Source organism: Nocardia sp. NPDC059229 (assembly GCF_042754165.1).
In the GTDB taxonomy this organism is placed as follows: Bacteria; Actinomycetota; Actinomycetes; order Mycobacteriales; family Mycobacteriaceae; genus Nocardia.
In genome coordinates this window covers 580,575-602,749 of sequence record NZ_JBHZAK010000001.1, presented here as the reverse complement: position 1 = coordinate 602,749, position 22,175 = coordinate 580,575, and the positions used below count along the sequence as shown (strand labels likewise).

Below are 22,175 nucleotides of genomic sequence, written 5' to 3'. Positions count from 1 at the left end.
ACCACGCGGTTCGTATGCTGGTCCGTCAGGTCCACCGAACGACAGAGCCGCAGGTCAATGACCTGCGGCTCTTTTGCTTTTCCTGCGATGCATGAATCCGGGCGGTCGGCAGGCTCAGACAGCGCCGCCTTGCTGATTTCAACACCTACGGGCTGCAGGCCACTTCGGCTGGTTCCGGATGCCGCCGGCCCGGAGCCCACCAGTTGAGGCGGCCCATGGTCTGCATGAGGGCCGGGACGAGGATGGTGCGGATGATCGTCGCGTCGACCAGCACGGCCAGGGTGAGTCCCAGGCCGAAGAGCTGGACGAAGGACACCCCGGAGAACACCATGCCGACGAAGGCGATGGCCAGCAGGGCCGCTGCGGCCGTGAATATCCTTGCGGTGCGGGCGATTCCGACGGCGACGGCGCGACCGGTCGCGCCGGAGGCGAGATACTCCTCGCGAATGCGTGACAGCAGGAACACCTCGTAGTCCATGGATACGCCGAATGCCAGGCAGAACATCAGGATCGGCATGGTCGGGACCAGATAGCCGGTCGAGGTGAATCCCAGTACGCCCGAGAGGTGTCCGTCCTGGAAGATCCACACCATCGCGCCGAAGGTGGCCGCCAGCGACAGCACCGTCAGCACCAGCGCCTTGATCGGCAGCACCACACTGCGGGTGAACATCAGCAGCACCAGGAACATGGACACCGCGATAATGCTCAGCGCCAGGGGAACTCGCCGGGCCAGGGTGGACACCGAGTCGGCATTGCGGGCCGCCGGTCCGCCGAAGAGCACCCGGCCCGGGGCGGGGACCGCGCGCAGGCGGTCGAGTTGAGTGGTCGCCGCCGTGGAATAGGGGTCGAGGCGGGTGCCGATCCGCAGGTACGTGCCCGCGTCCCCGGTCAGTGCGGATTGTGGTCCGGCCGCCTGGAATCCGCCTGCGTAGGCCCCTGCGCTGGACAGTACCGACGTGACATCGGGAATCTGGGACAGCGTCTTCGCGTAGTCGCCGACCGCCGCGGTGTCGCCGTGATCATCGGGCAGGATCGCCAGGATGCCCGCGGTCAGGTTCTCGGAGAAGTCGGACCGGGAGGCGTCGCCGACATCACGGCTGGAGCCGGCGGCGAGCACCCGATCGTCGGCCCAGCCGAAACGCACGGTGAGGAACGGCGATCCGAGCAGCAGCAGGACCGCCACCACGGCGGTGATCCACAGCACGGGACGGCGCATCACACCCATGGCGAAGCGGTACCAGCGGTCGTCTTCGACGGGAACGGGTACGGGGTCGGGGCGTCCGAGACGGCGGCGCAGGAACCGCCGCACATCCCAGGCGTCGACCCGGGAACCCATGAGCGCCAGGGCCGCCGGGAGCACCAGCAGCGTGGTGAATACCGCCGCCGCCAGCACGGCCAGCCCCGCGTAGGCGAACGAGCGCAGGAAGTACAGCGGGAACACCAGCAGCGCGGACAGCGACAGGGCCACGGTCAGACCGGAATACAACACGGTGCGCCCGGCCGTGCGCACCGTGCGAACCACGGCCTCGACGGTGTCCGCGCCCGCCGCGATCTCCTCCCGGAACCGGCTCACCATGAACAGGCTGGAGTCGAGCGCCACCGCGAACCCGAGCGCGGTGGTCATGTTCAACGCGAAGATCGAGACATGCCCGACGGCGGCCAGCCCGCGCAGAACCGCCAGCGCCGCGCCGACGGTCACCACACCCACCAGCAGCGGCAGCATGGAGGCGATCAGGCTGCCGAACACCAGCACCAGGGCGATACCGGCCAGCGGGACGGCAATCGATTCGATGAGCACCAGATCGAGGGTCACCTGGCGGCTCATCTGGGCGAGCGCGACCGCTTCACCGCCCGCCCGGATCCCGACCCCGTCGCGGGTGCCGTTGTACTTCTCGGCGATGGCGTCGGCCACCTTGGGCGCGGCGGTGTCATCGCCGCGCGCGAAGGCCACGATGACGGCGCTGTGCTGATCCTTGCTGCGCAAGGCCGGCCGCATCTCGGTTGCGACGCTCCAATACGACTGCACGCCTTGCAGATCCGAATCGGCGCGCAGTTCATCGGTGAGCTGCCGTCCCACCGTGGTGGCGGCCGGGCCGTCGATGCCGTCGGGCGCGGTGAGCAACAGCACGACGTTCGGTGCGGCACCGGGGAAATGCTGTTCGAGATACTGTTCCACCCAGGTGGATTCGGAGTCGGGCGCTTGAAAGCCACCGGACTGCAGGTGCATCGGCGCGGACCAGCCGACGGCGTAGCAGAGCACGGCTGCCAGCCCCGCCATCGCCAGCACGGCCCGCGCGCGGCGCTGGGCGAAGAGTGCGATTCGAGTCAGCATGGGGCTCACCGCCATTCGGCGGGCGGCACGTGTCGCGCGGCCCGGACCAGATCTTCGGAGACCCGCCAGAGTTCGGTGGCTCGCTCCTCGTCGTAGGACTCCGGTGCGCTGGGCACCTCCGCCGCCCCCGTGAAGTATTTACCGGTGGTGTCGGCGAGTTCGGGTGCGGTGACCAGCCAGGCGAGGTCCGCCGCCGACCGGGTGACGGTGCGGGCAATGGGCATGACCTTGATGAGAACCGGCGCGAGGAAACGGAATCCGATGCGCGCCACAGTCGGGTAGCCGCGCGACAGCCCGGTCTGCGGCATCAGCCCGGGATCGAAGGCGTTGGCCGTGATACCCCGGTCGTGCCAACGCCGCGCGAGCTCATAGGTGAAATAGACATTGGCGAGTTTGCTGGTGGCATAACGGATTCGGCCGTCCACACCGGAGTCCCGCTGGTCGTCCGGGTCCGCCAGCTGGCCAGGGTGACGCCATTGCGGCGCGGGGAAGCCCATGGACTTGCGCGGTCCCTGGTGCACATCGCTGGACACCACGATGACCCGTGCGCCCGGTGCGAGTAGATCGGCGCACCCGGTGACGAGCGCGAAATGCCCGAGGTGATTGACCGCGAAGGTGAGTTCGTAGCCGTCCTGGGAGGTCCGCACGCGGTCCACGATCTGGAGGCCGGCATTGCACACCACCGCACCCAGCCGCGGATTCTTCCGGCGGCGCAGTTCCGCCACGGCCGCGTCGACCGAATCGAGCGAGGCCAGCTCCAGTTCGACCAGTTCGATCCCGGCATCGGGCGCGTGCACGCGGATCCGCTGAACCGCAGTCTCGGCCCGCTGTGGGTCACGGCATCCGAGGATCAGCGGAATACCCGCGGCGGCCAGGCATTTCGCGGTCTCCAGACCGAGGCCCGAGGTCGCCCCGGTGATCAGCACGGGGTCGCTCATTCCGCGTTCTCCAGCCACTTCATCGTGAATTCGTCGATGGCGGCGGCGGTGCTCGCGAAGGTCTTGCTCATATCGGCCTCGATCAGCCTGCCGATCAGGGGAACTCGCGCCTCGATCGAGCCCGACATGGTGAACTCGCAACCGATCTCCGTGCGGCGCACCACCAGATCGGCGGTGAGTGAGATGGTCATGCCTTCCACCTGCCCCTGCATCCGTCCCCGGGCCACGCCGTCCTCGGGTTCGTTCCACGACTCGCTGTAGCCGTAGCGCACCCCGTGGGGCCGGAAGGTCGCGGCCGGACCGGGCAGCGCCGAGGCCGGGATGACGGTGTTCACGGTGACCATTGCCAGGCCGCCCGCGGCATCGAAGGCGGCCAATTCCGCGTCGGGACCGTCGATTTCGCGAATGCGCTGCTCCCAATAATCGCGGGAGCCGAGGACGCGATGGAACAGGGTGTCGGGGTACGGGTAGGGGGTGGTGTGTTGCACGGAACGCGACATGATCAGTCTCCGAGGTTCTTGGCGTAGATGCGGTGGATGTCGAGCATTCGGTAGCGGGTGCGGTCGGCATCGTCGCGACCGACCTCGGACAGCAGGTAGGCGTCGACGAGCCGGTCCAGGGCGTCCTCCACCTGATCGACGCGCAGATCGGCCAATGCCGGTGCGGTGAACTCGGTTCCGGCCGGTATCCGGCGACCGAGCTCCCGGAACAGTCCGGCGGCGGTGGGGTCGAGCCGGTCGAAGGTGAGATCGAGGCTCGCGCGCATGTCCAGTGCCTGATACGACACCACTTCGAGGCGGCGCTGTTCATCGCTGATCCGGGCGAGCATGTGGGCGAAGGTCCAATGGGGCCGCGTCGTCATGCGGCAGGCGACGGCGCGCAAGGCCAGCGGAATGCCGGAGCAGTGGTCGGCGACCGTCCCGGCGTCCTCCCATTCGGGCAGCACGCGGGCGCGCCCGACGGTGGCGACCAGCATCTGCAGTCCCTGGGTGCGGGACAGCTCGTGCAGGACGAAGGTGCGAACGGTGGTGAGCCCCAGGGCGAATCGGCTGGTGATCAGGGCGGTGCCGACGCCGCCCGGGGGCAGCAGCGGGATGACCTGGGATTCGGTGGCGGCATTGTCCAGAATGACGAGCACCCGCCGATGCGCCAGCCGCGCCCGGTACAGATTGACCCGCTCGGCCAGGGACTTCGGCATGGCGTCGGCCGGTATGCCCAGCGCCGTGAGCAGCCGTCCGAGCACCGTCTCCGGGGTGGTGCACGGCCCCTCGGCGAGGTCGGCGTACAGCAGTCCTTCGGGAAAGCGGTCGCGCAGGCAGTCCGCCGCCTGCAGGACCAGCGCCGTTTTGCCGACCCCCGCGCCGCCGGTCACCAGCACCGGCCGCGGTGCGGGATCGTCGGTCAGCATGCCGGTGAGGGTCGCCAATTCGGTGTCCCGGCCGCTGAATCCGAGCGGAGCCAGCGGCAGCGTATCGGGCGCGAGGGCCAGGCCGTGCGGCCGGAGGCCACCGGATTCGGCGCGCACGGTGAGCGGCGGGTAGGCCGGTGCGTCCAGCTCGGGCAGGTCGCCGCGCAGGATGCGGCTGTGCAGATCCCGCATCCCCGGACTCGGGTCCGCGCCCAGTTCGTCGGCGATGAGCCGGCGCGCCAGCTCGTACTGCCGCAGCGCCTGGGCGGTCTCGCCATTGAGGAAGTAGGCGCGAATCAGCCGCTCCTGCAACCCCTCCACCAGCGGATCCTCGAGCAGCGTGGTGTGCAGCCGGTTGATGACCAGCGAATGATTGCCGCGCCTGATCTCCGCGTCGGCCCAGTCCGCGGTCACCTCGTGCTTGAGCCGGTGCAGGGATTCGCTGAGCCGCCGGGCCCATTCGCTGTCCAGACCCGTCATGGCACTGCCGTTCCACAGGTTCAGCCCCGCCGACAGCCGCTCGACCCGATCGGGATCGTCGATGTCGGTGGCGCGGGCCCGGTCGACCAGATCCATGAAGTGCCACAGGTCGACCGATTCCGGCGGGGTGGAGAGCATGTAGCCGCCGGGGCCGCGGTGCACCTGGACCGGGTCCGCGCCGGTGCCGGAGGTGGCCTCGGTGAGCAGACCGCGCAGCCGGGCGACATAGGTGTAGACGGCGTCGCGCGCGGCGGCCGGCGGGGAGTCGCCCCAGACCCGGTCGATCAGGGTGTCGATCGACAGCGGCCGGCCCGAATCCACCAGCAGCGCGGCCATCAGGCTGCACTGCCGGGGCGGACCCAGGTCCACGATCTTGCCGTGCACGTGCAGCTGCACGGGTCCCAGGAGTTTGAACTGAATCATTGCCACGCCTTCGTTTCCCGCCGTCGCGCGCGAACGCGCGGGCGGGTTGTGGTGCGGCGCACTCGATTACACCGAGAGCGCCGCGAGAAATAGTGCGACCAGGGCAATTCCCTGCAGGATCACGCGGACCACGATGACGCTGTCCCAGGTGCGCTGCAGGTCCCGGACGTCGACCGGCACCCGGTCGGCCAGCACCGCGGCGGTGAGTTCCTTGTTGACCGGCGCGCTGACCCGCGCGTAGATACCGAGCCAGATGGCCAGGGCCACCACGGCCGCCGCCGCGAGAATGCCCGCGACCGCCTTCCCGTCCAGGAAGGCGGCCCCGGTGGCGACGACCGCCGCGACCACGCCGACGGCGCCGGGAATGGGCATGCGCTTGTCGGCGACCTCGTGAATGCGTCCGGTGGCGGCGGTCAGCGCGCGGTCGTCGATGCGAGCCAGCGCCGTGCGCAGCACCAGGGCGCAGAAAAAATCCGTCCCGTAGACCACAGCCGTCGTCATGATTGAAATTCCGATGGCGGACAGTAAGAAATAATTCATGGGAAGAATCCTCGGCGTAGTTATCGTCGCAAGGTGTCGTGAATAGTATGTTGCACCTTGCGGCACAACAGGTTTCACCGAGCTGTGATTGTCACGATGGCCAGTTCCCGCCCGGTGTGGGCTGTGATCCGATATAAGTGGAGCTGGTCAGGTATTACTCGCGCAAGGCCGCGGCTACCATAATTCCCCCCGCTAATCCGGCCGCGGTGAGCAACTCCCAGGTGTCCGGAGGCCCGGTGCGGCCGAGGCGTGCGCGCTTGTTGAGCGTCACTGTCGCATCCACCAGTTCGAGCGCGACGCCCAGGACGAACCAGTGCCGCACCGGATGTCCGCGCCGCAGCGACCAGACGGTGCCGAGCCCGATCACCACGTCTCGGGTGCCGAACGCGCGGGTCGGCAGCGAGGAGGCGTCCTCGTCGTACTCACCGGACCAGGACTTCGCGACGGCCGCGGGCGCGGTGAGCATGCCGGTGCCGATGGCGATGCGGGCCAGTGCCTGGGACCACGCCGCCTGCCGCACCATCGCCTGGGTACGACGGGCGAGCATCGAATTACCGTTCATCGTAAGGTCTTTCCTCCGCACAGGCGGCCACGTCGACGGCGACCACCACCTTTCCGCGGGCATGCCCGCCCTGACTGAGCAAGTGCGCCTGCGCGGCGTCGGGCAGCGGGTAGACCGCCCCGACCGGTACCCGGAACACGCCCTTGCCCGCGAGCGCGGCCACCACCGGCAGGTCCCCGGTGTCGGGTCGCGTGAACACGTACGCACCGCCGAGTTCGCGGGCCTTGGGATCGACCACCGAGGCGAACCGGCCGTGGGGCGCGAGCAGCGGCAGCACCGTGCGCTGAATGCGCTTGCCGACCGCGTCGAGCAGCACATCGACCCCGGCCGGCGCGAGCGACCGCACCGAATCAGCCAGTCCCACAGCGTAATTCACCGGCTCCGCCCCCAGTTCGCGCAGGAAGGCGTGATTGCGGTCGCTGGCCGTGCCGATCACGCGGGCGCCCAGGTGCACCGCCAGCTGCACCGCGACGCTGCCGACGCCGCCCGCCGCGCCGTGCACCAGCACCGTCTCGCCGCGTCGCACATCCAGCACCCGCACCAGTGCCTGGTAGGAGGTGAGCGCGGCCAGCGGCATGGCGGCGGCCTCGGCCCAGCCCAGATTCGGCGGCTTGAGCGCGAGCGCTCGCACCGGGGCGGGCATGACCTCGGCGAAGGCGCCCCGGCTCAGATAGTCCTCGCGGACACAGCCGACGACCTCGTCGCCCACGGCGAATTCGGTCACGCCGATGCCGATTTCGCGCACCACCCCGGATACGTCGGCCCCGGGGACGATGGGGAACACGGTGTCGGCGAAGGGATCCAGATAGCCCTCGCGCGCCTTCCAGTCGATCGGGTTGACCGAGGCCGCCTTGACGTCGAGCAGCACCCCGTCCAGCGCCATCTTGGGCACCGGCAGTTCGCCGTATTCGAGGACCGACGCGTCGCCGTAGCGCCGGTAGAAGACCGCCTTCACGACCGCACCGCCGCGCCGATGTAAGTGGAGGACAGGTCCGGGGTGGTGAACATGAGCAGGTTGCCGTCGCGCCGCTTGCCGAGAATGGTCAGCCCGCGCTGCTTCGCCAGCGGTGTCAGGCCCGCCGCGTCGAGGTGGCGGCGCAGCTCCGCGGGCTTGATGAACTGGTGGTGATGGTGGGTGCCGCGGGCCACCATGCCGGTGAGGTACTCGGGGATCCAGATCATGACGATCCGGGCCATGAGCGTGCGATTGATGGTGTCGTAGCAGAAGATTCCGCCGGGGCGCAGCACGCGGGCGATCTCGCCGACCGCCAGCGCCGGATCGTCGACGTGCTCGAGCACGTCCACGCAGGTGACGACGTCGAAGGCGGCGTCGGGGTACGGCAGCTTCTCGGCCCGCCCGACCGCGTAGTCGATGGCCTTGCCGGTGGCCTCGGCGTGCGCGCGGGCAGCGGCGACCAGGCGGGCGGACGGGTCCATCCCACTGACCACGGCCCCGCGCCCGGCGAGGAACTCGGTGGTGAAGCCGCCGCCGCAGCCGACGTCGAGAACCTTCTTGCCCGACCAGTCCCTCACGAATCGGTCGAAGTACTCGAAGCGCGGGCGCTGGAAGGAGGTGAGCCCTTTCATGGCGGAATCGTCGTCCCACCAGGATTCGGCGAAGTCGCCGAAGAAGTCGCTCTCCGTCTGGGTTTGCTTCATGTCATGCTCCGTCTGTCTGAAAACTCTTGTCCGGCAGGGGTTTCGCTGGTGTGTGCCAGCGGGTGGCGTAGGCGATCTGGTCGCGCTCGGCGATCCGGAACACCAGCCGCGGCCACACCGCGCGCATGCCGAGTTCCCGCAGCCGAATGAGCAGGGGGTTCTCCAGCGCGCCCAGTCGGCCGATGCGGTGGGCGACCTGCTGCAGACCGGCCGTGCGGGCGCGGCGCTGTTTCTCGTAGCGGCGCAACGCGTTCACGGGATCGATGGGGTCCAGTTCCTCGGCGAGCACCAGCGCGTCCTCGAGCGCCTGGCACGCGCCCTGGCCGATATTGAAGGTGATCGGGTGGGCGGCGTCGCCGAGCAGGCTGACCCGGCCGGACCCCCAGCGCCGGTCCGGCGGCCGGTCCAGGACATCGCTGCGGATGATGGCCTCCGGCGGCGTGGCTTCCAGGATGTCCGCGATCGGCGGCATCCAGCCGCGATGGCGCTCGAGCAGCATCGCCCGGACGTCGCCCGTATCGCGGCCGCCGGGTGCGCCGTTGGCGACGCTCATCCAATGCACGACGCCAGGGGCGACGTCGTAGAAGGTGAAGCGGGTACCGGGACCGAACAGCGCGTGGAAGGTGCCCGGCGGGATCTTCTCGTGTCGCAGTTCGGCTTTGCCGCGCCAGGCGATGTAGCCGGTGTAGCGCGGCGGGCGCTCGCCGAGCAGTCCGGAGCGCACCGCGCCGTTGATGCCGTCCGCGCCGATGAGGACGTCGCCGCGCACCCGCTCACCGTCGGACAGTTCCACGGTGACGCCGGCGTCGTCCTGCTCGAAGCCGGCAACTCCGGCGCCCGTGCGGATCTCGGTGCCGGCCGGATACGCCGACACCGCAGCGCTGAGCACCCGATGCAGCACCGAGCGTTCGACCGCGATGGTCGGAGCGCCGTACCGGTCGACGAAGTCGCCGACCGGCCACGCGCCGAAAAGGTCACCGCGCCAGGTGCCGAAGTGGGTGATGTGCTGGATCGGCGCGGTTTCCAGCACCTCGTCGAGTACGCCCAGCCGTTGCAGCGCGATGGTGCCATTGGTCCAGATGTGCAGTCCGGCACCGCCATCGCGCAGTTCGGTGGCCCGCTCGAACACCCGCACGCGAATGCCGCGCTCCCGCAGGGCGAGTGCGGCGGCCAGGCCGCCGATGCCGCCGCCGGAGATGAGGACGGTGAACGGTTGGGCCGTCACGGCTGTTCCGTCGCGGTCAGCGCGGTGGCGGCCGCCGCCAGGTCCGCGAGATCCATCCCGCCGCCGCGGCGTCGGCCCTTGCGGGCCAACGCGCCCGACATCAGCCAGCCCAGGCCCAGCGCCTCCAGCATGGAGGACTCGACGCCGATGCCCCAGCGCTCGGCGATCAGCCCCTTCGCCAGCCGCCACACCACGACACCGTGGAATTCGATTTGTTCCCCGGTGGGGTCCATTCCCAGGAACTCACCGGTGAAGGTGCCGCGCCAGGTGTTGTGGATGACCACGTGGTCGGCGTGCGCGCTGAGCGCTTCGATGGTGACGTGCAGGTCCGGAAAGCCTTGGCGCAGACCGGCGATGGTGTACTTGACGCCCTCGGTGCCCTCCGGCGCGCCGGGCAGGGGCTGGTGATCGACCATGTCCGGCGCGTAGATCTCGTCGACCACGGAGAAGTCGCCCGCGTTGACGAACTCGTCGAACACCCGCCGGATGATGCGGGCATTGTCCTCGGGGGTGAAAACCGGCTCAGGCGTGGACATTCGCGGTCTCCTCACCGGGCGCGGGCGCTTCCCAGCGCAGCGACAGGCCGGCGTACAGGTAGCGGCTGGCCTCCACGGCCAGCAGCAGGACCCGGTCGCCCGGCCGGACGCGGCCCTGTACCCAGCCCTCGTCGAGGGCCAGTGGCACGGCGGCGGAGCCGGTCGCGCCGACGGTGGCGAGGTTCTCCACGATGTTCTTCGCCAGCACCGCCTGGTCCTCGGGAGAGACTCCGGCGGCGTCGAATTCGGCGGTGAAGTAGTCGGCATTGCCCTCGGGCAGCACGCAGGCGTCGATCTCGGCCACCGTGAGCCCGGTGCGGTTCAGCATGTCGCGCATGCCCGCCACGAAGACCTTCGGCCCGAAGGTGGCGGTCCCGGAGACATCGAGCTTCATCTCCACCAGGCGCTTGCGTTTGGCCTGATCGGCCACGGGCTCGTGGGTGCCGCCGCCCACGATCTGCATGCCGGGCTTGCGGTCGCCGCCCAAACAAGCGGTGGCGAACTGGAATTCGCCGTTCGGGTCGGCGCTGCCCGGCCCCCCGGCGCGCAGCACGACCGCCCCGGCCCCGTCGCCGAAGGAGTTGATGACCAGCCGGTCACGCATGCGCACCGACTCCGGGTCCATGCCCAGGTACATCGGGGCCAGCAGCGGGGAGATCGCCTCCGCGCCGATCACCACGGCGGTGCGGTAGGTGCCGTCCGCGAGCATGCGCCGCGCGTAGTCCAGCCCCTGCACGAAACCCGTACAGGCGGCGCGGAATTCGATGGACGCGCAGTGCGCCAGGCCCAATTGCTCCTGGACGTAGGTGACCACCGCAGGCAGCTGGTATTCGGGGCTGGCCGAGGACACCACCAGCAGGTCCACCTCCGCCGGATCGATGTCCGCGCGGGCGAGGGCGCGCCGTGCGGCGGTGGCGGCCATGGTGTTGGTGCCTGTGCCGTGCTTGCCGGTGGCGGGATCGATCATCCAATGCCGTTGGCGTACTTGGATATTGTCGAGCACCTCGGCGGGCAGGGCGCCGCACAGGCGCTCCAGGGTGGCATTGTCGATCGGGTCGCCGGGCAGGAACGAGCCCGTGGCCAGGATCGAGACGTGACGTGGTTCGGGATTCGGCATGTGGTGTCTCCGTTCACGAGTGGATGACCGCGGCGGGATGCCGCAGCACGAAACTGGTGTGGGTGCCGCCCAGCGAAGAGCCGTTGACCAGCACCGGGCCGTGGTCGCCGCCGCGCTGCCAGGCGGTGATGGCCAGCGCGGCGGCCAGTTGCGCGCCCGCGCCGATGGGATCGCCCAGGACCCGCTTCGGCTCGGGCCGGGCGCAATTCGCGCTGAGACCGAGCCGGTCGATGGCACGCCGCTCCGGGCCGTCCACCACCGGCAGGCCCGCCGCGGCGGTCCAGACGGCGGCGAGGTCGGCGGGGGATACCCCGGCCGCGGCCAGGGCGTCGCGCATGGCCCGTTCCATCCCGCGGCCGCGCGGATCCCACCGGGCGATGCCCAGGGCATCGGAGGTGGTCGCGTACCCCGCGAGCACCGCGATCGGGGTGGCGCCCCGCTGCCGCGCCACCGAGGCCCGCTCCAGCAGCAGGGTGACGCTGCCCTCGGCGAGCCGGAAGCCCCGGCCGTGGCGGCCGGTGAAAAGCCCCGCACCCCGGTACGCGTCGAGAGCGTAGGGGGACAGCTCGTCCGCGCCCGTGCACAGCACGGCGTCCGCGCGTCCGGCGCGCAGCAGGTCGAACGCGGTCCCGAGGGCGGCGGCCCCGGCGGCGTGGCCCGAAGTCAGAGTGGAGGTCGGGCCCTTGGCCCCCAAGGCCATGGCCACCTGTCCGGCGGCGGCATTGAAGACGGTGTTGGGGAAGATGGCGGGGCTGCCCTGGGTGGGTCCGCCGAGCACGGTCGGTTCGAAGAATCGGGAAATGCTGCTCATCGGCCCGATACCGGTGCCGACGACCACACCCACGCCCTCGTGGGCGGTGAGTCCGGCCGCGGCGAGCGCCTGCTGACTGGTCGCGACCGCCAGCTGCCCGAGGCGGTCCATGCGCCGGCGGGCCTTGGCCGGGATATCGGCACCCGGGTCGGTGCCGACGCGGGCGAGCCGTAATCCCTGGTGCGGCTCCGTCGTCACGGTGTCACCGGTCCAGGCGTCCCAGAGTTGATCGGCATCGGATGCCCCGCCGATCAGCACGCCGATCCCGGTGACGACGACCTCGTCGGCGGCGACGGGGTCGAGATCGGTGCGGGCGGTACCGGGCCGGCCGTACACCACACAGGCATTGGCTCCGGCGAATGCGAAGTTGTTCGACGCCGCGACCGGCATGGGCAGCGCCCGCGCCTCGGGTGCGGGGTCCAGGCCGCAGGCCGGGTCGGTCTCGGCGAAACCGGCTGTTGGCGGGACCATTTCATCGCGCAGCCCGAGGATGGTCACGATGGCCTCGACCGCCCCGGCCGCACCCAGCAGATGGCCGATCATGGACTTGGTGCTGCTGAGCACCACCGTCGACGCGGCCTCGCCCAGTGCGGCCCGCACCGCATTGCTCTCCGCCGCATCATTTTTCGGGGTGCCGGTGCCGTGGCCGTTGATGTAGGGCACATCCTCGGGCGCCAGACCGGCGGTGTCGATGGCCGCGCGAATCGCCCGGGCCGCGCCCGCGCCCTGCGGATGCGGGGCCGTGGCGTGGTAGCCGTCGGCCGACATGCCGTAGCCGAGCACCTCGGCGAGGATCGGCGCACCGGCCGCCAGCGCCACCTCGGCGGCCGCCAGCACCATCATGCCCGCGCCCGCGCCGAGCGAAAGCCCGTCGCGATCACGGGAATACGGCCGGGCCGGGCGCGCGGACAGCGATTCGACGCTGGTGAATCCGTAGTACGCCATCTCGGTGAGCGCGTCGCTGCCGCCCACCAGCATGGCGTCGGCCCGGCCCGCGCGGATCTGTTCGACCGCGTGCGCCAGCGCATGAGCGCTGGACGCGCACGCCGTATTCACCGACAGCACAGGACCTTTCAGTCCGAATGCCGCGCTGAGCGCCTCCGCGCAGAACTGTGGCGGCACCAGCAGCAGATGCCGGTCGTCACCGAGACCGAGCCCGTCCGCGTCGACGGACCGGCCGGCGGCGACCGCGCGGCGCACCGCCTTCTCGGCACTGCGGATTCCGCTGTTGCAGCTGCCGAATGCCACTCCCCACCGGTGCGCGGGTAGGGCGTCCGGTCTCGGTTCCGCGCCGTCCTCGAGCACGCCCAGACCCGCGCCCGCCATGGCCTCCTCGGCGGCGATGAGCGCGTAGTCGACGGCGGGTTCGGGGTCGGTGAGGCCCAGCGGGGTCAGATAGTCGTACTTGGGACGCGGCGGGTCGAGGATCTCGCCGCCGATGGCTCCGGCGAGTCCGGGCACCGCGAGCTCGCGCAGCGGCCGGATGGCCACCTCGCCGCCGCGCACCCGCTGCCACAGTTCCTCCGCGCCGACGCCGTGCGCGGTGATCGCACCGAGCGAGGTGATCACGATGCGCCGGTGCGGCGCGGGATGGGGGGTTTCGTGCATGGCCGAAGTTCCTGTCGGTCAGTTCGATGCGGTGAGGGTGAGCGCCACGGCCTGGCCCTCCAGGCCGCGAGCCAGGGCCAGCGCGACCCGCGGATTCGCCTGGCGCGCGGCGCCGGACACGATGTCGAGATCGCAGCCGGGCGCGGGTGTTTCGTGGTTGCCGGTGGCGGGCACGACGCCGGAGTCCAGGGCCAGTCCCGCGAGTGCGGCATTGAGCGCACCGGCTCCGCCCACCAGGTGACCGGTCTGTGGTTTGACGCTGGTCACCGCGGCTCTGTGGGCTTCGGGACCGAGGGCGGTGCGCAGGGCGCGCACCTCGCTGGCATCGCCGAGCGCGGTGGCGCAGCCGTGGGAGAACACGGCGTCCACCGCCGGCGCTCCGGCGTCGGACAGGGCCGTCGAGATGGCGCGGGCCAGTCCCCGTCCGTCCCGATCGGAGGCTGGTACGCGCACACAGTCGTTGCCCATGCCATAGCCCGCGAGCTCGGCATAACAGCGCGCGCCGCGTCGCAGTGCCCGATCACGCTCTTCGAGGATCAGGATCGCCGCGCCGTCACCGATGACCGAACCGCTGTGCTCCCTGTCGAAGGGGCGAAAAGCCTTGCCGCCCAGGTCGTTGCGTGGCGAGAGCACCCCGAGCCCGTCCAGTTTGGCCATGGCCCACCAGTTGGTGGCGTCGTCGTACCCGCCCGCCACCGCGATATCGGCCTCGCCCCGGCGGATCGCCCGCATGGCCCGCCCGATCGCGGTCGCCCCGGAATCCGCCGCGCCCGCATAGAAGGCATTGGGTCCGCGCAGGCCGAACAGCGAGGAGATGTGGTAGGTCCCGCCGTTCTGCAAACCCTCCACGTACGCCAGCGGCGGCACGATCGAGCGGGCCAGCTCCCCGAGCCGCCGCATGTCCGGTCCGCCGTCCGCGCCGCGGATGGCCTCCATATCGGCGATCGAGTCGTCGCGCTGGCAGATGTCCTTGTTCCCACCGAGATACAGGCCGGTGCGGTGGCCGAGGTCGCGTTCCTCGAGTCCCGCGTCCCGCAGCGCGAGGGTGGCCGCCGCGACGCCGTACTGGTCGCCGCGGGTGGAGGTGCGCATGGAGCGCAGCGACAGGAACCGGCTGGGGTCGAAGTCGGGGATCTCCGCGCCGAGCCGGGTGCGCAGCGGCGACGGATCGTAGGCGCGCAGGGGGCCGATGGCGGTGCGCCCGGCCACGATCGCCGACCAGGTGTCGTCTGCACCCTCGCCGAGCGCCGTGACCAGACCGATCCCGGTGATCACGACGCGCCGCGCGTTCACGACTTCGCCTCGGCGGTACGCCCATTCGCCTCCGCGGTGTGCCCATTTACCTCGGCGACGGGCCCGCGGACCAGGCGCAGGGTGCGGACGGCCGCGACGGTGGCCTCGCCCACGCGAGCGGTGGCCTTCCACCGGGATTCGGCGGGATCCGGGCCGGCACCGGCCGTTTCGACGGTGATGCGCACCTGGTCGCCGGGCGTCACGAAGCGCCGGAAGCGCAGCCCGTCGGCGGCCCGCAGCCGCAGCAGCGGATCACCGGCCGCGAGCACGGCCAGCGCGATCATGCTCTCGGTCAGCAGCACGCCGGGGAGGATGGGCCGGCGCGGGAAATGGGTGTCGAAGAACGGCAGGGTGCCGGTCACGTTCAGCAGGGCCTCGGCGCGAATTCCGGGACTCACCTCCAGGATTCGATCGAATCCCGGGGTGCCGATACCCGCGGCCGGGACTTCGGCGGGCGTCGGGAGTGCGGTGGGCACGGTGTAGGACGCGGTCATGGCAGCTCCTGGGGTGTGCCCACCACGAGGCAGGTATTGGAACCGCCGAACGCGAGGGCATTGATCATGGCCGCGCGCACCGGCATGGAGCGCGCGCGATGGGGGACGTAGTCGAGATCCAGTGCCCGGTCCGGGGTGTCGAGATTCAGGGTGGGCGGCACCACCGAATCCCGGAGCGCGCCCAGCGCCGCCAGCAGATTGAGCGCCGCCGCGGCGGCGGTGAGATGCCCGGTCATGGATTTGGGGGAGGACACCACCAGCCGGTGCGCGTCGTCGCCGAAGACCTTCTTGATCGCCCGGGTCTCGGAGACGTCATTGCCCGGCGTGCTGGTGCCGTGCGCGGCGATGTAGTCGATATCGGCTGTGCCCAAGCCGGACTCGCCGAGCGCGGACTCCATGGCCTCGATCGCGCCCGAGCCGTCCGGTGGCGAGTCGGTGATGCGCCAGGCGTTCATGGTGGACCCGTACCCGAGCAACTCGCCCAGGATCGGCGCACCCCGATCCAGCGCGGACTCGAGATCCTCCAGGACGAAGGCCACCGCGCCCTCGCCGATGACGAACCCGCTGCGGTCGGCGTCGAAGGGCCGGGACGCCTGGGCGGGATTGTCGTTGTAGCGGTCGGTCATCGCGCCCAGCAGACCGAATCCGAGAATGTCGGCCCAGGTGGTGAGCGAGTCGTAGCCGCCCGCCACCATCATGCGGGCATCGCCCTCCTGGATCAGCCGGAACGCCTCGCCGAGGGCGTGCCCGGAGCCGGCGCAGGCGGTGTGGATGCCCACCATGGGCCCGGTCGCGCCGATCAGCCGCACCATGGCATTGAGCGCCAGGTTCTGATTCCCGGTCAGGGTCGCCGACGGCGCGGGCCGTACGAAGGCATCGGGTTGCCCGGTGCGAGAACGCAATTCGGATACCTTCAGCACCAGGTTCAGATCCGGGCGGCCCACGCTCGCGCCCATGGCGACACCGCGATCCGACGGCGCGTAGGGGGTCTCGGTGAGCGGGTCGAGGCCCGCCGACCGCAGGGCCTCGCCGGTCGCGGCGAGCCCGAACAACCCCGGCCGCGACATCCAGCGCCGGTCGGCGGCCGCCGGGACGGCGGTGGCCGGATCGAAGGAGTCGGGCACCAGCCCGGCGATCCGGACCGGGAAGGTGGTGCAGTCGAAAGTGGTCAATGTCCCGATGGCATTGCGGCCCGCCACCATTCCGGCCCAGGTGGTCGGCGCGTCGACGCCCAGGGGGGTGACCGCTCCCACGCCCGTCACGGCCACCCGCCGCAGTCCCGCCGCGTTCGTGGCACTCATCAGACCAGCTCCTCGCCGAGCAGCTGGCGCGCCATCCGTTCGGTGTCGACCGGATCGTCGAGCCGATCGGCCTCGATGAGGGCGCACATGATGTTGCGGGCGAACAGGATTCGCTCGCCGTTCACCTCGATCCAGCCGTCCACCACCGCCGCCTCCGGCGTCGCGTGCACCACCTGTGCGGTCATGCGCAGCACGTCACCGGGCACCGCGTCGCGGTACACGGTCACCTCACCCACGGTGAGCAGCGCGGCCCGGCGGGTGTGCGCCGAACTCAGCAGCACCAGCCAGGCGCCGGCCTGGCACAGCGCCTCCAGCGCGAGGCCGAAGGGCAGCACCGGGCCGCCGGCGGAGGGCTGCCAGACGTTCTCGTAGACCGAGGTGAGTTTGCGAGCGGTGATGTGCTGCAACGGTTCCCATGACTCGATGCGGTCGATGAGATGAAATCGCACGGCAGTCACTCCTTTTCCGATTCAGCGGGAGACCAGGCGGCCATTGCTGAGCTGCACCGCCAGTCCGCCGTCCACGCGCAGCAACTCGCCGGTCACGTAGTCGGCGGCCGGACTCGCCAGGTAGGCCACCGCCTCGGCGACCTGCTGGACGGTCCCGTAGCGGCGCATGGGGACATGGGTGCGCCCGCGCCCGCCGTCGCGCTGCAGCAGGTCACCGATCAGATCGGTCGGGATCACGCCGCCCAGAACGGCATTCACACGGACCCCGAACCGGGCCATCTCCACCGCGCAGGCCAGCGTGAAGGCGTTCATCGCGCCCTTGGAGGTGGAGTAGTTGGACTGCCCGGTGAGCCCCTTCTCGCCCATGATCGACGACACGTTCACGATCGCCCCCTCGCCCTGGGCCATGAGGTGCCCGGCCGCGGCATGCGTGCAGTTGAAGGCGCCACCCAGGTTCACCCGGATGACCTCCCACCACACCTCGGGATCCATGTCGTGCAGCAGGCCGTCGCGGGTGATGCCCGCGTTGTTGACCAGAATGTGCAAGCCGCCCAACTGTTCTCGCGTCTGCTCCACCAGATCGCGGGCCGCGCCGCCGTCGGCGACATCGGCCCCGATAGCGACCGCGCGCCCGCCGGAGCGCTCGATCTCGGCGACCACCTCGAGGGCCTCGTCCTTGTGGGAGCGGTAGTTGACGGCCACGGCCGCGCCGCGACCGGCCAGCGTCAGGGCCACAGCCCGCCCGATGCCCCGGGACGCGCCGGTGACCAGCGCGACCCGGCCGGCGAAGTCGCCGGACATCAGGCGACAGCCTCGGCGTCGGCCGGACCGGCAGCGGCGCGCTGGGCGACCAGGTCCACCAGATTGCGCACGGTGACCAGGCCGAGCACCTGCTCACCGCGCAGTGGGCCGTTCAGCTTGGTCCGATCGAACTGCGGCAGCACCTTTTCCAGGTGTGCGAGGCCGATGTCGGAGACGATCTCGTTCTCGTCACCGAACTCGTCGTCGGGGATACCGCCCTGCAGCAGCTCCTGGACATCGGCGACGGCGATCTTCACGCCGGTGTCGCGGTGGATGCGGAACAGGATGTCGAGCAGGTCGATGGATTCCGCGCCGAGCTCGTCGATGAGGGTGGCGCCGAGGGTCACCTCGGACTGGTCGATGCCCAGGGCGTCGGCGATCGCGTCGATGACGGCGGGAGCGAAATCGGTGCTGGTTTCGGGCATGGTTATCTCTTCCTTCGTGGTGGGGACACCGTTGGGTCCCCTGGGCGCGGGACGCCACAGGGGTGGGGATCGGCCGGATTCGGCGGATCAGGCGTAGGCGGCGATGGCCGCGGCGATGCGGCGGGCGTCCTGGGTGCTGCGCACGGTGGCCGCGTCCAGCATGCGGTTGGCGAGCCCGGACAGCACGCGTCCGGGACCGATCTCGAGGTAGTCGGTGCAGCCGAGATCGGCGGCGGTGCCGATCACCTCGATCCAGCGGACGGGGGCGGTGAGCTGTCGGCGCAGTAGGTCGCGGGCATCATTGCCGCTCGAAATCTTCTGCGCGGTAACGGAACTGAGGACATCGATGGCGGGGGCGCGGAATTCGGCACGATGCAGGTCGGCCGCGAACCGCTCCTCCAGCGCGGCCATGAGCGAGCAATGGAACGGCGCTCCGACCCGCAGCGCGACCAAGGAGCCCGCGCCTTCCTCGCGCAGTAACTCCACGGCGGCGTCCACCGCGTCCGCCGTGCCGGAGATGACCGACTGATCGGGTGCGTTGTAGTTGGCGAGTTCGACCACGCCCGCCACTCCCGCGCAGATCTCCTCGATCCGCGCCGCCGGCACCCCGGACACGGCCGTCATGGCACCCGGTATCGCCGCGGCGATTTCCGCCATCAGCTCGCCCCGGCGTCGCACCAGGGTCAGCGCGTCGGCGAGGTCCAGCACCCCGGCCGCGACCAGGGCGGTGAACTCGCCGAGGCTGTGCCCGGTCACCATGTCGGGGGAGAAGCCCTCGGCGCGCAGCACCTCGAAGATCGCGAAGGAGGTGGCCAGGATCGCGGGTTGCGCGATCTCGGTGGCCCGCAACTGTTCCGCGTCACCCTCGGTGCACAGCTTGCCCAGGGGCAGGCCCAGCACCTCGTCGGCGCGCTCGAATACCACCCCCGCCGTGCCGGGGTGTTCCCGGATCAGGTGGGCGGCCATGCCCTCGCGCTGGGAACCCTGGCCGGGAAACATGGCGATCACATTGGCGTTCATGTTGTCTTCCGAATCCTGCCGGTAGCCACGGCTACTGCGAGACAAATCCCGAACGTCGCTGTTCTCGCCCCGAGTATGTGAATCCCGGCTCGAGCAGTCCTCGAGGAAAACCAAACACGCAGTAACTATCTGAGCGACGCCCGCTTTTCTGCCGGCCGCTGCTCGTGCGGTAACTGGACATGGCGCGACGCTAACCAGGGGCGGTTAGGACCGGGTTAGGGGTCGGCGGGCGCGATCCGGCCTCAGCCGCAGTGGCTTTCGAGATAGAGCCGCAGTACCAGCCGGCCCTGGCTGACCACCCACTCGTTGCGGGGAGCGTCCCGATAGGCGTGTTCGATGGTGCCCTCGGCGATCGCGATCGCGACCCCGAACACCCGGGGATCGGTGTGTGCGGGCATCACCCCGGATTTCAGCAGCAGGTGGCCGAACGAGTGCGCGCAACGGCGCTGATGGACGTGGACCACGTCGCTGTCGCCGTAGGCGAAGTAGAGCGCGACGAATTCGAGATGCCGCAGGAAGTGGGTGCGATGCACGGCGGCGAACAGGTCGATCGCGTGCGGGATGCTGTCCGCGCGAAGCGTTTCGATCTCCGCCGCGACCCGCCGGTCGATCCGGTCCAGGTCGCGGTCGAGTAGCTGGCGGAACACCGCCTCCCGATTGGCGAAGAACTGGTAGAGCGTCGCGATCGGCACGGCGGCGCGCTCGGCGATCGCGCGGGTCGTCACGGCTTCCACGCCGTGCTCGTCCACGAGTTCCCGTGCCGCGTCCAGGATGCGCTCGACACGTTCCCTGCTGCGCGACTGCACAGGTGCGCGTCGGAGGCGCCCTAGCTCGGACACGCGATCATGATCGCAGACGACTCGGCGTGGCGGCAAAACATGAGCGGAACATGACTTTTCGTCCGATCGGCCAGGTAGCGGCGTGAAGGAAACATTACTGTTTCGTGGGTCGTTTGAAGAAGTCTCGCGGCTGAAGTCAATTTGCGAAACATCCACTTGCGCAGGCAAGTTGGCCGTGCGAACATAGCCGCCAGCGGAAATGGGATGCGAGATGGATTGTGGCGAAATAGATTTGAATATTTCTGCGGTTCGCCCATGACGCAAGGAGTTTCATTGAGAGCATCTGGTGAACGGGCGATCCATGTCAAACTGATGGGCGAGTTCGCCATTTCGGTCTCCGGTGCGGATTGTGTTCGGTGGCGTGCGAGCAAGGCTCGATCACTGTTCGGAGTGTTGCTCGTGAACCGCAACAGCGTTGTGGGCAAGGAGCGGCTACGAGAGTTGTTGTGGCCGGACATCGATGGGCCCAGTACGTCGTTGAAGGTTACGGTGCACGCCCTGCGCAGAACGTTGGATACCCACTTCGGAACCGAACGGCGAGACCTGCGCATCGAGTTCCGGGATTTCGGTTACATCATGGACGTGAGTGACGATGTGATCGTCGATTGCCAGGAATTCGAGCGGTATACGGCGGCCGCGCGTGAGGCCGCCGCGCGGGGCCTGCGGGAGGAGGCACTGGGCCTGTATCGACGGGCCGCCGCACTCTACTCGGGCGAGTTTCTCGATGGCGAATCCGACAGCTGGGTGATCGAACACCGGCACTGGCTGCGTTCGATGATCCTGAGCGCGTTGAACACGCTGGCCGAATACGCGCTCGAGGCAGGAGAACTCGCCGACGCCGCCGACGCGTGCCGCCGCACGCTGGCCATCGATACGGCGAACGAGGCGGCTTTTCGCCGACTGATGACGATCCACGCCCGGCGCGGGGAGCTGCAGCAGGCGGAACAGTGGTACGCGCTGTGTGCGCAACGTCTGCGGGAGCAGTTCGAAATCGATCCCAACCAGGACACGCGGTCGCTGCGGCATCGCCTGCTCGGCAGTGAATTCCTGGAGGGTTCCCGCCCGGTCCGTGCGGGCCGCCGGGCTCGCGACGGCGTCTCGAATCGCATGGGCTCGATCGCCTGACCGCGGAGACCGAGCGCGCCGTGCCCGAGCAACCCTGCTCATGGGAAAAGGCCCGGTCCTGATGGACCGGGCCTTTCCGCATTCAGAGGGTGCCGTTTTCGATGTCGCGTTTCAGGGCCGCCTGGTACGCCTGGTGGGATGAGACGCCGTTGTCGACGGTGAAGTTGATGAGCAGCGGGTTGGCGATGAAGGTGAGGTGCTCGTTCACCGAGGTGGTGCCGTTGCCGTTGTCGACGAAGGTGACCTTCTGATGGGTGATGACGCCGGGCGAGTCATAGCTGTCGGTGAGGTAGTAGTGATCGACCGCGTAGAGGCGCTGTTCGGCCTGAGTTTTCGCGGGGTAGTCGACCGAGCCCATCGGGATGTTCTCCAGCGCGGTGAAATCGATGGTCTCGGTGGCGCCGTCGGTGCAGGTGCGATGCACGATGATGTCCTTCAGGAACGGATGCCGCCCGATGTCGTTGCGCAGGTTCGAGTACACCGTCCATACCTTGGCGATCGGCGCATTGATGGTGATCGGCAGATCGACCGTCCGCGACGACGTGCCGGACGACGGACTCTTCTGCTCGGCCTGATACGTAGCCCAGCCGGTCTGCCAGCCGGCGGTGTAGGCGTTCGGGGTGTCGGTACAGGTCGGTGCGGAATCCGCCTGCGCCACCGGTGAACCCGCCGCGAACGACAGGGCCATTGCGCATCCCACAAGATATTTCACGGGCGGACTGTAACGTGTTCTCGTGCCCGATCGCGAGGCGCTCCCGAATTCGAGACCGAACCGTTTGAATTGTGCTG

At 69.6% G+C, this 22,175-nt stretch carries 22 protein-coding genes; 1 reads left to right on the top strand and 21 read right to left on the bottom strand.

Annotation, left to right across the window (positions count from 1 at the left end):
- Positions 1 to 145 precede the first annotated feature (145 nt).
- From ACFXHE_RS02845 to ACFXHE_RS02750, 20 genes are all read right to left on the bottom strand, one after another.
- Positions 146 to 2,332, bottom strand: coding sequence for an MMPL family transporter (locus tag ACFXHE_RS02845; RefSeq protein WP_379379155.1), 2,187 nt, complete (start codon positions 2,330 to 2,332; stop codon positions 146 to 148).
- A 5-nt stretch (positions 2,333 to 2,337) separates the two neighbouring features.
- Complete coding sequence (locus ACFXHE_RS02840) at positions 2,338 to 3,270, bottom strand: SDR family NAD(P)-dependent oxidoreductase (RefSeq protein ID WP_379379154.1); 933 nt, start codon at positions 3,268 to 3,270, stop codon at positions 2,338 to 2,340.
- Positions 3,267 to 3,770, bottom strand: a complete 504-nt coding sequence (locus tag ACFXHE_RS02835; RefSeq protein WP_379379152.1) for a DUF2505 domain-containing protein — start codon at positions 3,768 to 3,770, stop codon at positions 3,267 to 3,269. The genes ACFXHE_RS02840 and ACFXHE_RS02835 overlap by 4 nt, the downstream gene beginning before the upstream one ends.
- A gap of 2 nt (positions 3,771 to 3,772) precedes the next feature.
- Entirely contained in the window at positions 3,773 to 5,581 is a 1,809-nt protein-coding gene (locus tag ACFXHE_RS02830) for a BTAD domain-containing putative transcriptional regulator (RefSeq protein WP_379379150.1), read from the bottom strand.
- 66 nt (positions 5,582 to 5,647) lie between these two features.
- On the bottom strand, positions 5,648 to 6,082 hold the full coding sequence (locus ACFXHE_RS02825) for a DUF1772 domain-containing protein (RefSeq protein ID WP_379379148.1): 435 nt from the start codon (positions 6,080 to 6,082) through the stop codon (positions 5,648 to 5,650).
- A 193-nt stretch (positions 6,083 to 6,275) separates the two neighbouring features.
- Positions 6,276 to 6,683 (bottom strand): hypothetical protein, encoded by a 408-nt coding sequence (locus ACFXHE_RS02820; protein WP_379379147.1) that lies wholly within the window; start codon positions 6,681 to 6,683, stop codon positions 6,276 to 6,278.
- Positions 6,673 to 7,638, bottom strand: coding sequence for an NADP-dependent oxidoreductase (locus ACFXHE_RS02815; protein ID WP_379379145.1), 966 nt, complete (start codon positions 7,636 to 7,638; stop codon positions 6,673 to 6,675). Before ACFXHE_RS02815 ends, ACFXHE_RS02820 begins: the two co-directional genes overlap by 11 nt.
- The gene (gene ubiG / locus ACFXHE_RS02810; protein ID WP_379379143.1) at positions 7,635 to 8,342 is read right to left on the bottom strand and encodes a bifunctional 2-polyprenyl-6-hydroxyphenol methylase/3-demethylubiquinol 3-O-methyltransferase UbiG; all 708 of its coding nucleotides are present in this window, start codon (positions 8,340 to 8,342) and stop codon (positions 7,635 to 7,637) included. Before ubiG ends, ACFXHE_RS02815 begins: the two co-directional genes overlap by 4 nt.
- A 1-nt stretch (position 8,343) precedes the next feature.
- A complete protein-coding gene (locus ACFXHE_RS02805) occupies positions 8,344 to 9,567 on the bottom strand; it encodes an FAD-dependent oxidoreductase (protein ID WP_379379141.1) in 1,224 nt (407 codons plus the stop codon).
- Positions 9,564 to 10,103, bottom strand: a complete 540-nt coding sequence (locus tag ACFXHE_RS02800) for an ester cyclase (protein WP_379379139.1) — start codon at positions 10,101 to 10,103, stop codon at positions 9,564 to 9,566. Before ACFXHE_RS02800 ends, ACFXHE_RS02805 begins: the two co-directional genes overlap by 4 nt.
- The gene (locus ACFXHE_RS02795) at positions 10,090 to 11,220 is read right to left on the bottom strand and encodes a 3-oxoacyl-ACP synthase III family protein (protein WP_379379137.1); all 1,131 of its coding nucleotides are present in this window, start codon (positions 11,218 to 11,220) and stop codon (positions 10,090 to 10,092) included. The genes ACFXHE_RS02800 and ACFXHE_RS02795 overlap by 14 nt, the downstream gene beginning before the upstream one ends.
- 13 nt (positions 11,221 to 11,233) lie before the next feature.
- The gene (locus tag ACFXHE_RS02790) at positions 11,234 to 13,639 is read right to left on the bottom strand and encodes a beta-ketoacyl synthase N-terminal-like domain-containing protein (RefSeq protein WP_379379135.1); all 2,406 of its coding nucleotides are present in this window, start codon (positions 13,637 to 13,639) and stop codon (positions 11,234 to 11,236) included.
- Between the two features lie 18 nt (positions 13,640 to 13,657).
- Positions 13,658 to 14,932 (bottom strand): beta-ketoacyl-[acyl-carrier-protein] synthase family protein, encoded by a 1,275-nt coding sequence (locus ACFXHE_RS02785; RefSeq protein WP_379379133.1) that lies wholly within the window; start codon positions 14,930 to 14,932, stop codon positions 13,658 to 13,660.
- On the bottom strand, positions 14,929 to 15,426 hold the full coding sequence (locus ACFXHE_RS02780; protein WP_379379131.1) for a 3-hydroxyacyl-ACP dehydratase FabZ family protein: 498 nt from the start codon (positions 15,424 to 15,426) through the stop codon (positions 14,929 to 14,931). The genes ACFXHE_RS02785 and ACFXHE_RS02780 overlap by 4 nt, the downstream gene beginning before the upstream one ends.
- The gene (locus ACFXHE_RS02775; protein WP_379379129.1) at positions 15,423 to 16,727 is read right to left on the bottom strand and encodes a beta-ketoacyl-[acyl-carrier-protein] synthase family protein; all 1,305 of its coding nucleotides are present in this window, start codon (positions 16,725 to 16,727) and stop codon (positions 15,423 to 15,425) included. The genes ACFXHE_RS02780 and ACFXHE_RS02775 overlap by 4 nt, the downstream gene beginning before the upstream one ends.
- Complete coding sequence (locus ACFXHE_RS02770) at positions 16,727 to 17,176, bottom strand: hypothetical protein (protein ID WP_379379127.1); 450 nt, start codon at positions 17,174 to 17,176, stop codon at positions 16,727 to 16,729. The genes ACFXHE_RS02775 and ACFXHE_RS02770 overlap by 1 nt, the downstream gene beginning before the upstream one ends.
- A 21-nt stretch (positions 17,177 to 17,197) precedes the next feature.
- Positions 17,198 to 17,977, bottom strand: coding sequence for an SDR family NAD(P)-dependent oxidoreductase (locus ACFXHE_RS02765; protein WP_379379125.1), 780 nt, complete (start codon positions 17,975 to 17,977; stop codon positions 17,198 to 17,200).
- Positions 17,977 to 18,402, bottom strand: coding sequence for an acyl carrier protein (locus tag ACFXHE_RS02760; protein WP_379379123.1), 426 nt, complete (start codon positions 18,400 to 18,402; stop codon positions 17,977 to 17,979). Before ACFXHE_RS02760 ends, ACFXHE_RS02765 begins: the two co-directional genes overlap by 1 nt.
- A gap of 87 nt (positions 18,403 to 18,489) precedes the next feature.
- Positions 18,490 to 19,422, bottom strand: coding sequence for an ACP S-malonyltransferase (gene fabD / locus ACFXHE_RS02755; RefSeq protein ID WP_379379121.1), 933 nt, complete (start codon positions 19,420 to 19,422; stop codon positions 18,490 to 18,492).
- 242 nt (positions 19,423 to 19,664) lie between these two features.
- Positions 19,665 to 20,261, bottom strand: a complete 597-nt coding sequence (locus tag ACFXHE_RS02750) for a TetR/AcrR family transcriptional regulator (RefSeq protein WP_379379119.1) — start codon at positions 20,259 to 20,261, stop codon at positions 19,665 to 19,667.
- A 399-nt stretch (positions 20,262 to 20,660) separates the two neighbouring features.
- Between ACFXHE_RS02750 and ACFXHE_RS02745 the strand changes: the two genes are divergently transcribed.
- On the top strand, positions 20,661 to 21,386 hold the full coding sequence (locus ACFXHE_RS02745; RefSeq protein WP_379379117.1) for a BTAD domain-containing putative transcriptional regulator: 726 nt from the start codon (positions 20,661 to 20,663) through the stop codon (positions 21,384 to 21,386).
- An 82-nt stretch (positions 21,387 to 21,468) separates the two neighbouring features.
- Here the strand turns inward: ACFXHE_RS02745 and ACFXHE_RS02740 are convergent, their stop codons facing one another.
- Complete coding sequence (locus ACFXHE_RS02740; protein WP_379379116.1) at positions 21,469 to 22,098, bottom strand: hypothetical protein; 630 nt, start codon at positions 22,096 to 22,098, stop codon at positions 21,469 to 21,471.
- Positions 22,099 to 22,175 lie beyond the last annotated feature (77 nt).

What these genes read in the sequence shown, in the direction of transcription:
- ACFXHE_RS02780 (WP_379379131.1), bottom strand. Translation starts at nt 15,426, where the DNA reads ATGACCGCGTCCTACACCGTGCCCACCGCACTCCCGACGCCCGCCGAA.
- ACFXHE_RS02820 (WP_379379147.1), bottom strand. Translation starts at nt 6,683, where the DNA reads ATGAACGGTAATTCGATGCTCGCCCGTCGTACCCAGGCGATGGTGCGG.
- ACFXHE_RS02840 (WP_379379154.1), bottom strand. Translation starts at nt 3,270, where the DNA reads ATGAGCGACCCCGTGCTGATCACCGGGGCGACCTCGGGCCTCGGTCTG.
- ACFXHE_RS02795 (WP_379379137.1), bottom strand. Translation starts at nt 11,220, where the DNA reads ATGCCGAATCCCGAACCACGTCACGTCTCGATCCTGGCCACGGGCTCG.
- ACFXHE_RS02835 (WP_379379152.1), bottom strand. Translation starts at nt 3,770, where the DNA reads ATGTCGCGTTCCGTGCAACACACCACCCCCTACCCGTACCCCGACACC.
- ACFXHE_RS02775 (WP_379379129.1), bottom strand. Translation starts at nt 16,727, where the DNA reads ATGAGTGCCACGAACGCGGCGGGACTGCGGCGGGTGGCCGTGACGGGC.
- ACFXHE_RS02790 (WP_379379135.1), bottom strand. Translation starts at nt 13,639, where the DNA reads ATGCACGAAACCCCCCATCCCGCGCCGCACCGGCGCATCGTGATCACC.
- ACFXHE_RS02760 (WP_379379123.1), bottom strand. Translation starts at nt 18,402, where the DNA reads ATGCCCGAAACCAGCACCGATTTCGCTCCCGCCGTCATCGACGCGATC.
- fabD (WP_379379121.1), bottom strand. Translation starts at nt 19,422, where the DNA reads ATGAACGCCAATGTGATCGCCATGTTTCCCGGCCAGGGTTCCCAGCGC.
- ACFXHE_RS02830 (WP_379379150.1), bottom strand. Translation starts at nt 5,581, where the DNA reads ATGATTCAGTTCAAACTCCTGGGACCCGTGCAGCTGCACGTGCACGGC.
- ACFXHE_RS02845 (WP_379379155.1), bottom strand. Translation starts at nt 2,332, where the DNA reads ATGCTGACTCGAATCGCACTCTTCGCCCAGCGCCGCGCGCGGGCCGTG.
- ubiG (WP_379379143.1), bottom strand. Translation starts at nt 8,342, where the DNA reads ATGAAGCAAACCCAGACGGAGAGCGACTTCTTCGGCGACTTCGCCGAA.
- ACFXHE_RS02800 (WP_379379139.1), bottom strand. Translation starts at nt 10,103, where the DNA reads ATGTCCACGCCTGAGCCGGTTTTCACCCCCGAGGACAATGCCCGCATC.
- ACFXHE_RS02825 (WP_379379148.1), bottom strand. Translation starts at nt 6,082, where the DNA reads ATGACGACGGCTGTGGTCTACGGGACGGATTTTTTCTGCGCCCTGGTG.
- ACFXHE_RS02765 (WP_379379125.1), bottom strand. Translation starts at nt 17,977, where the DNA reads ATGTCCGGCGACTTCGCCGGCCGGGTCGCGCTGGTCACCGGCGCGTCC.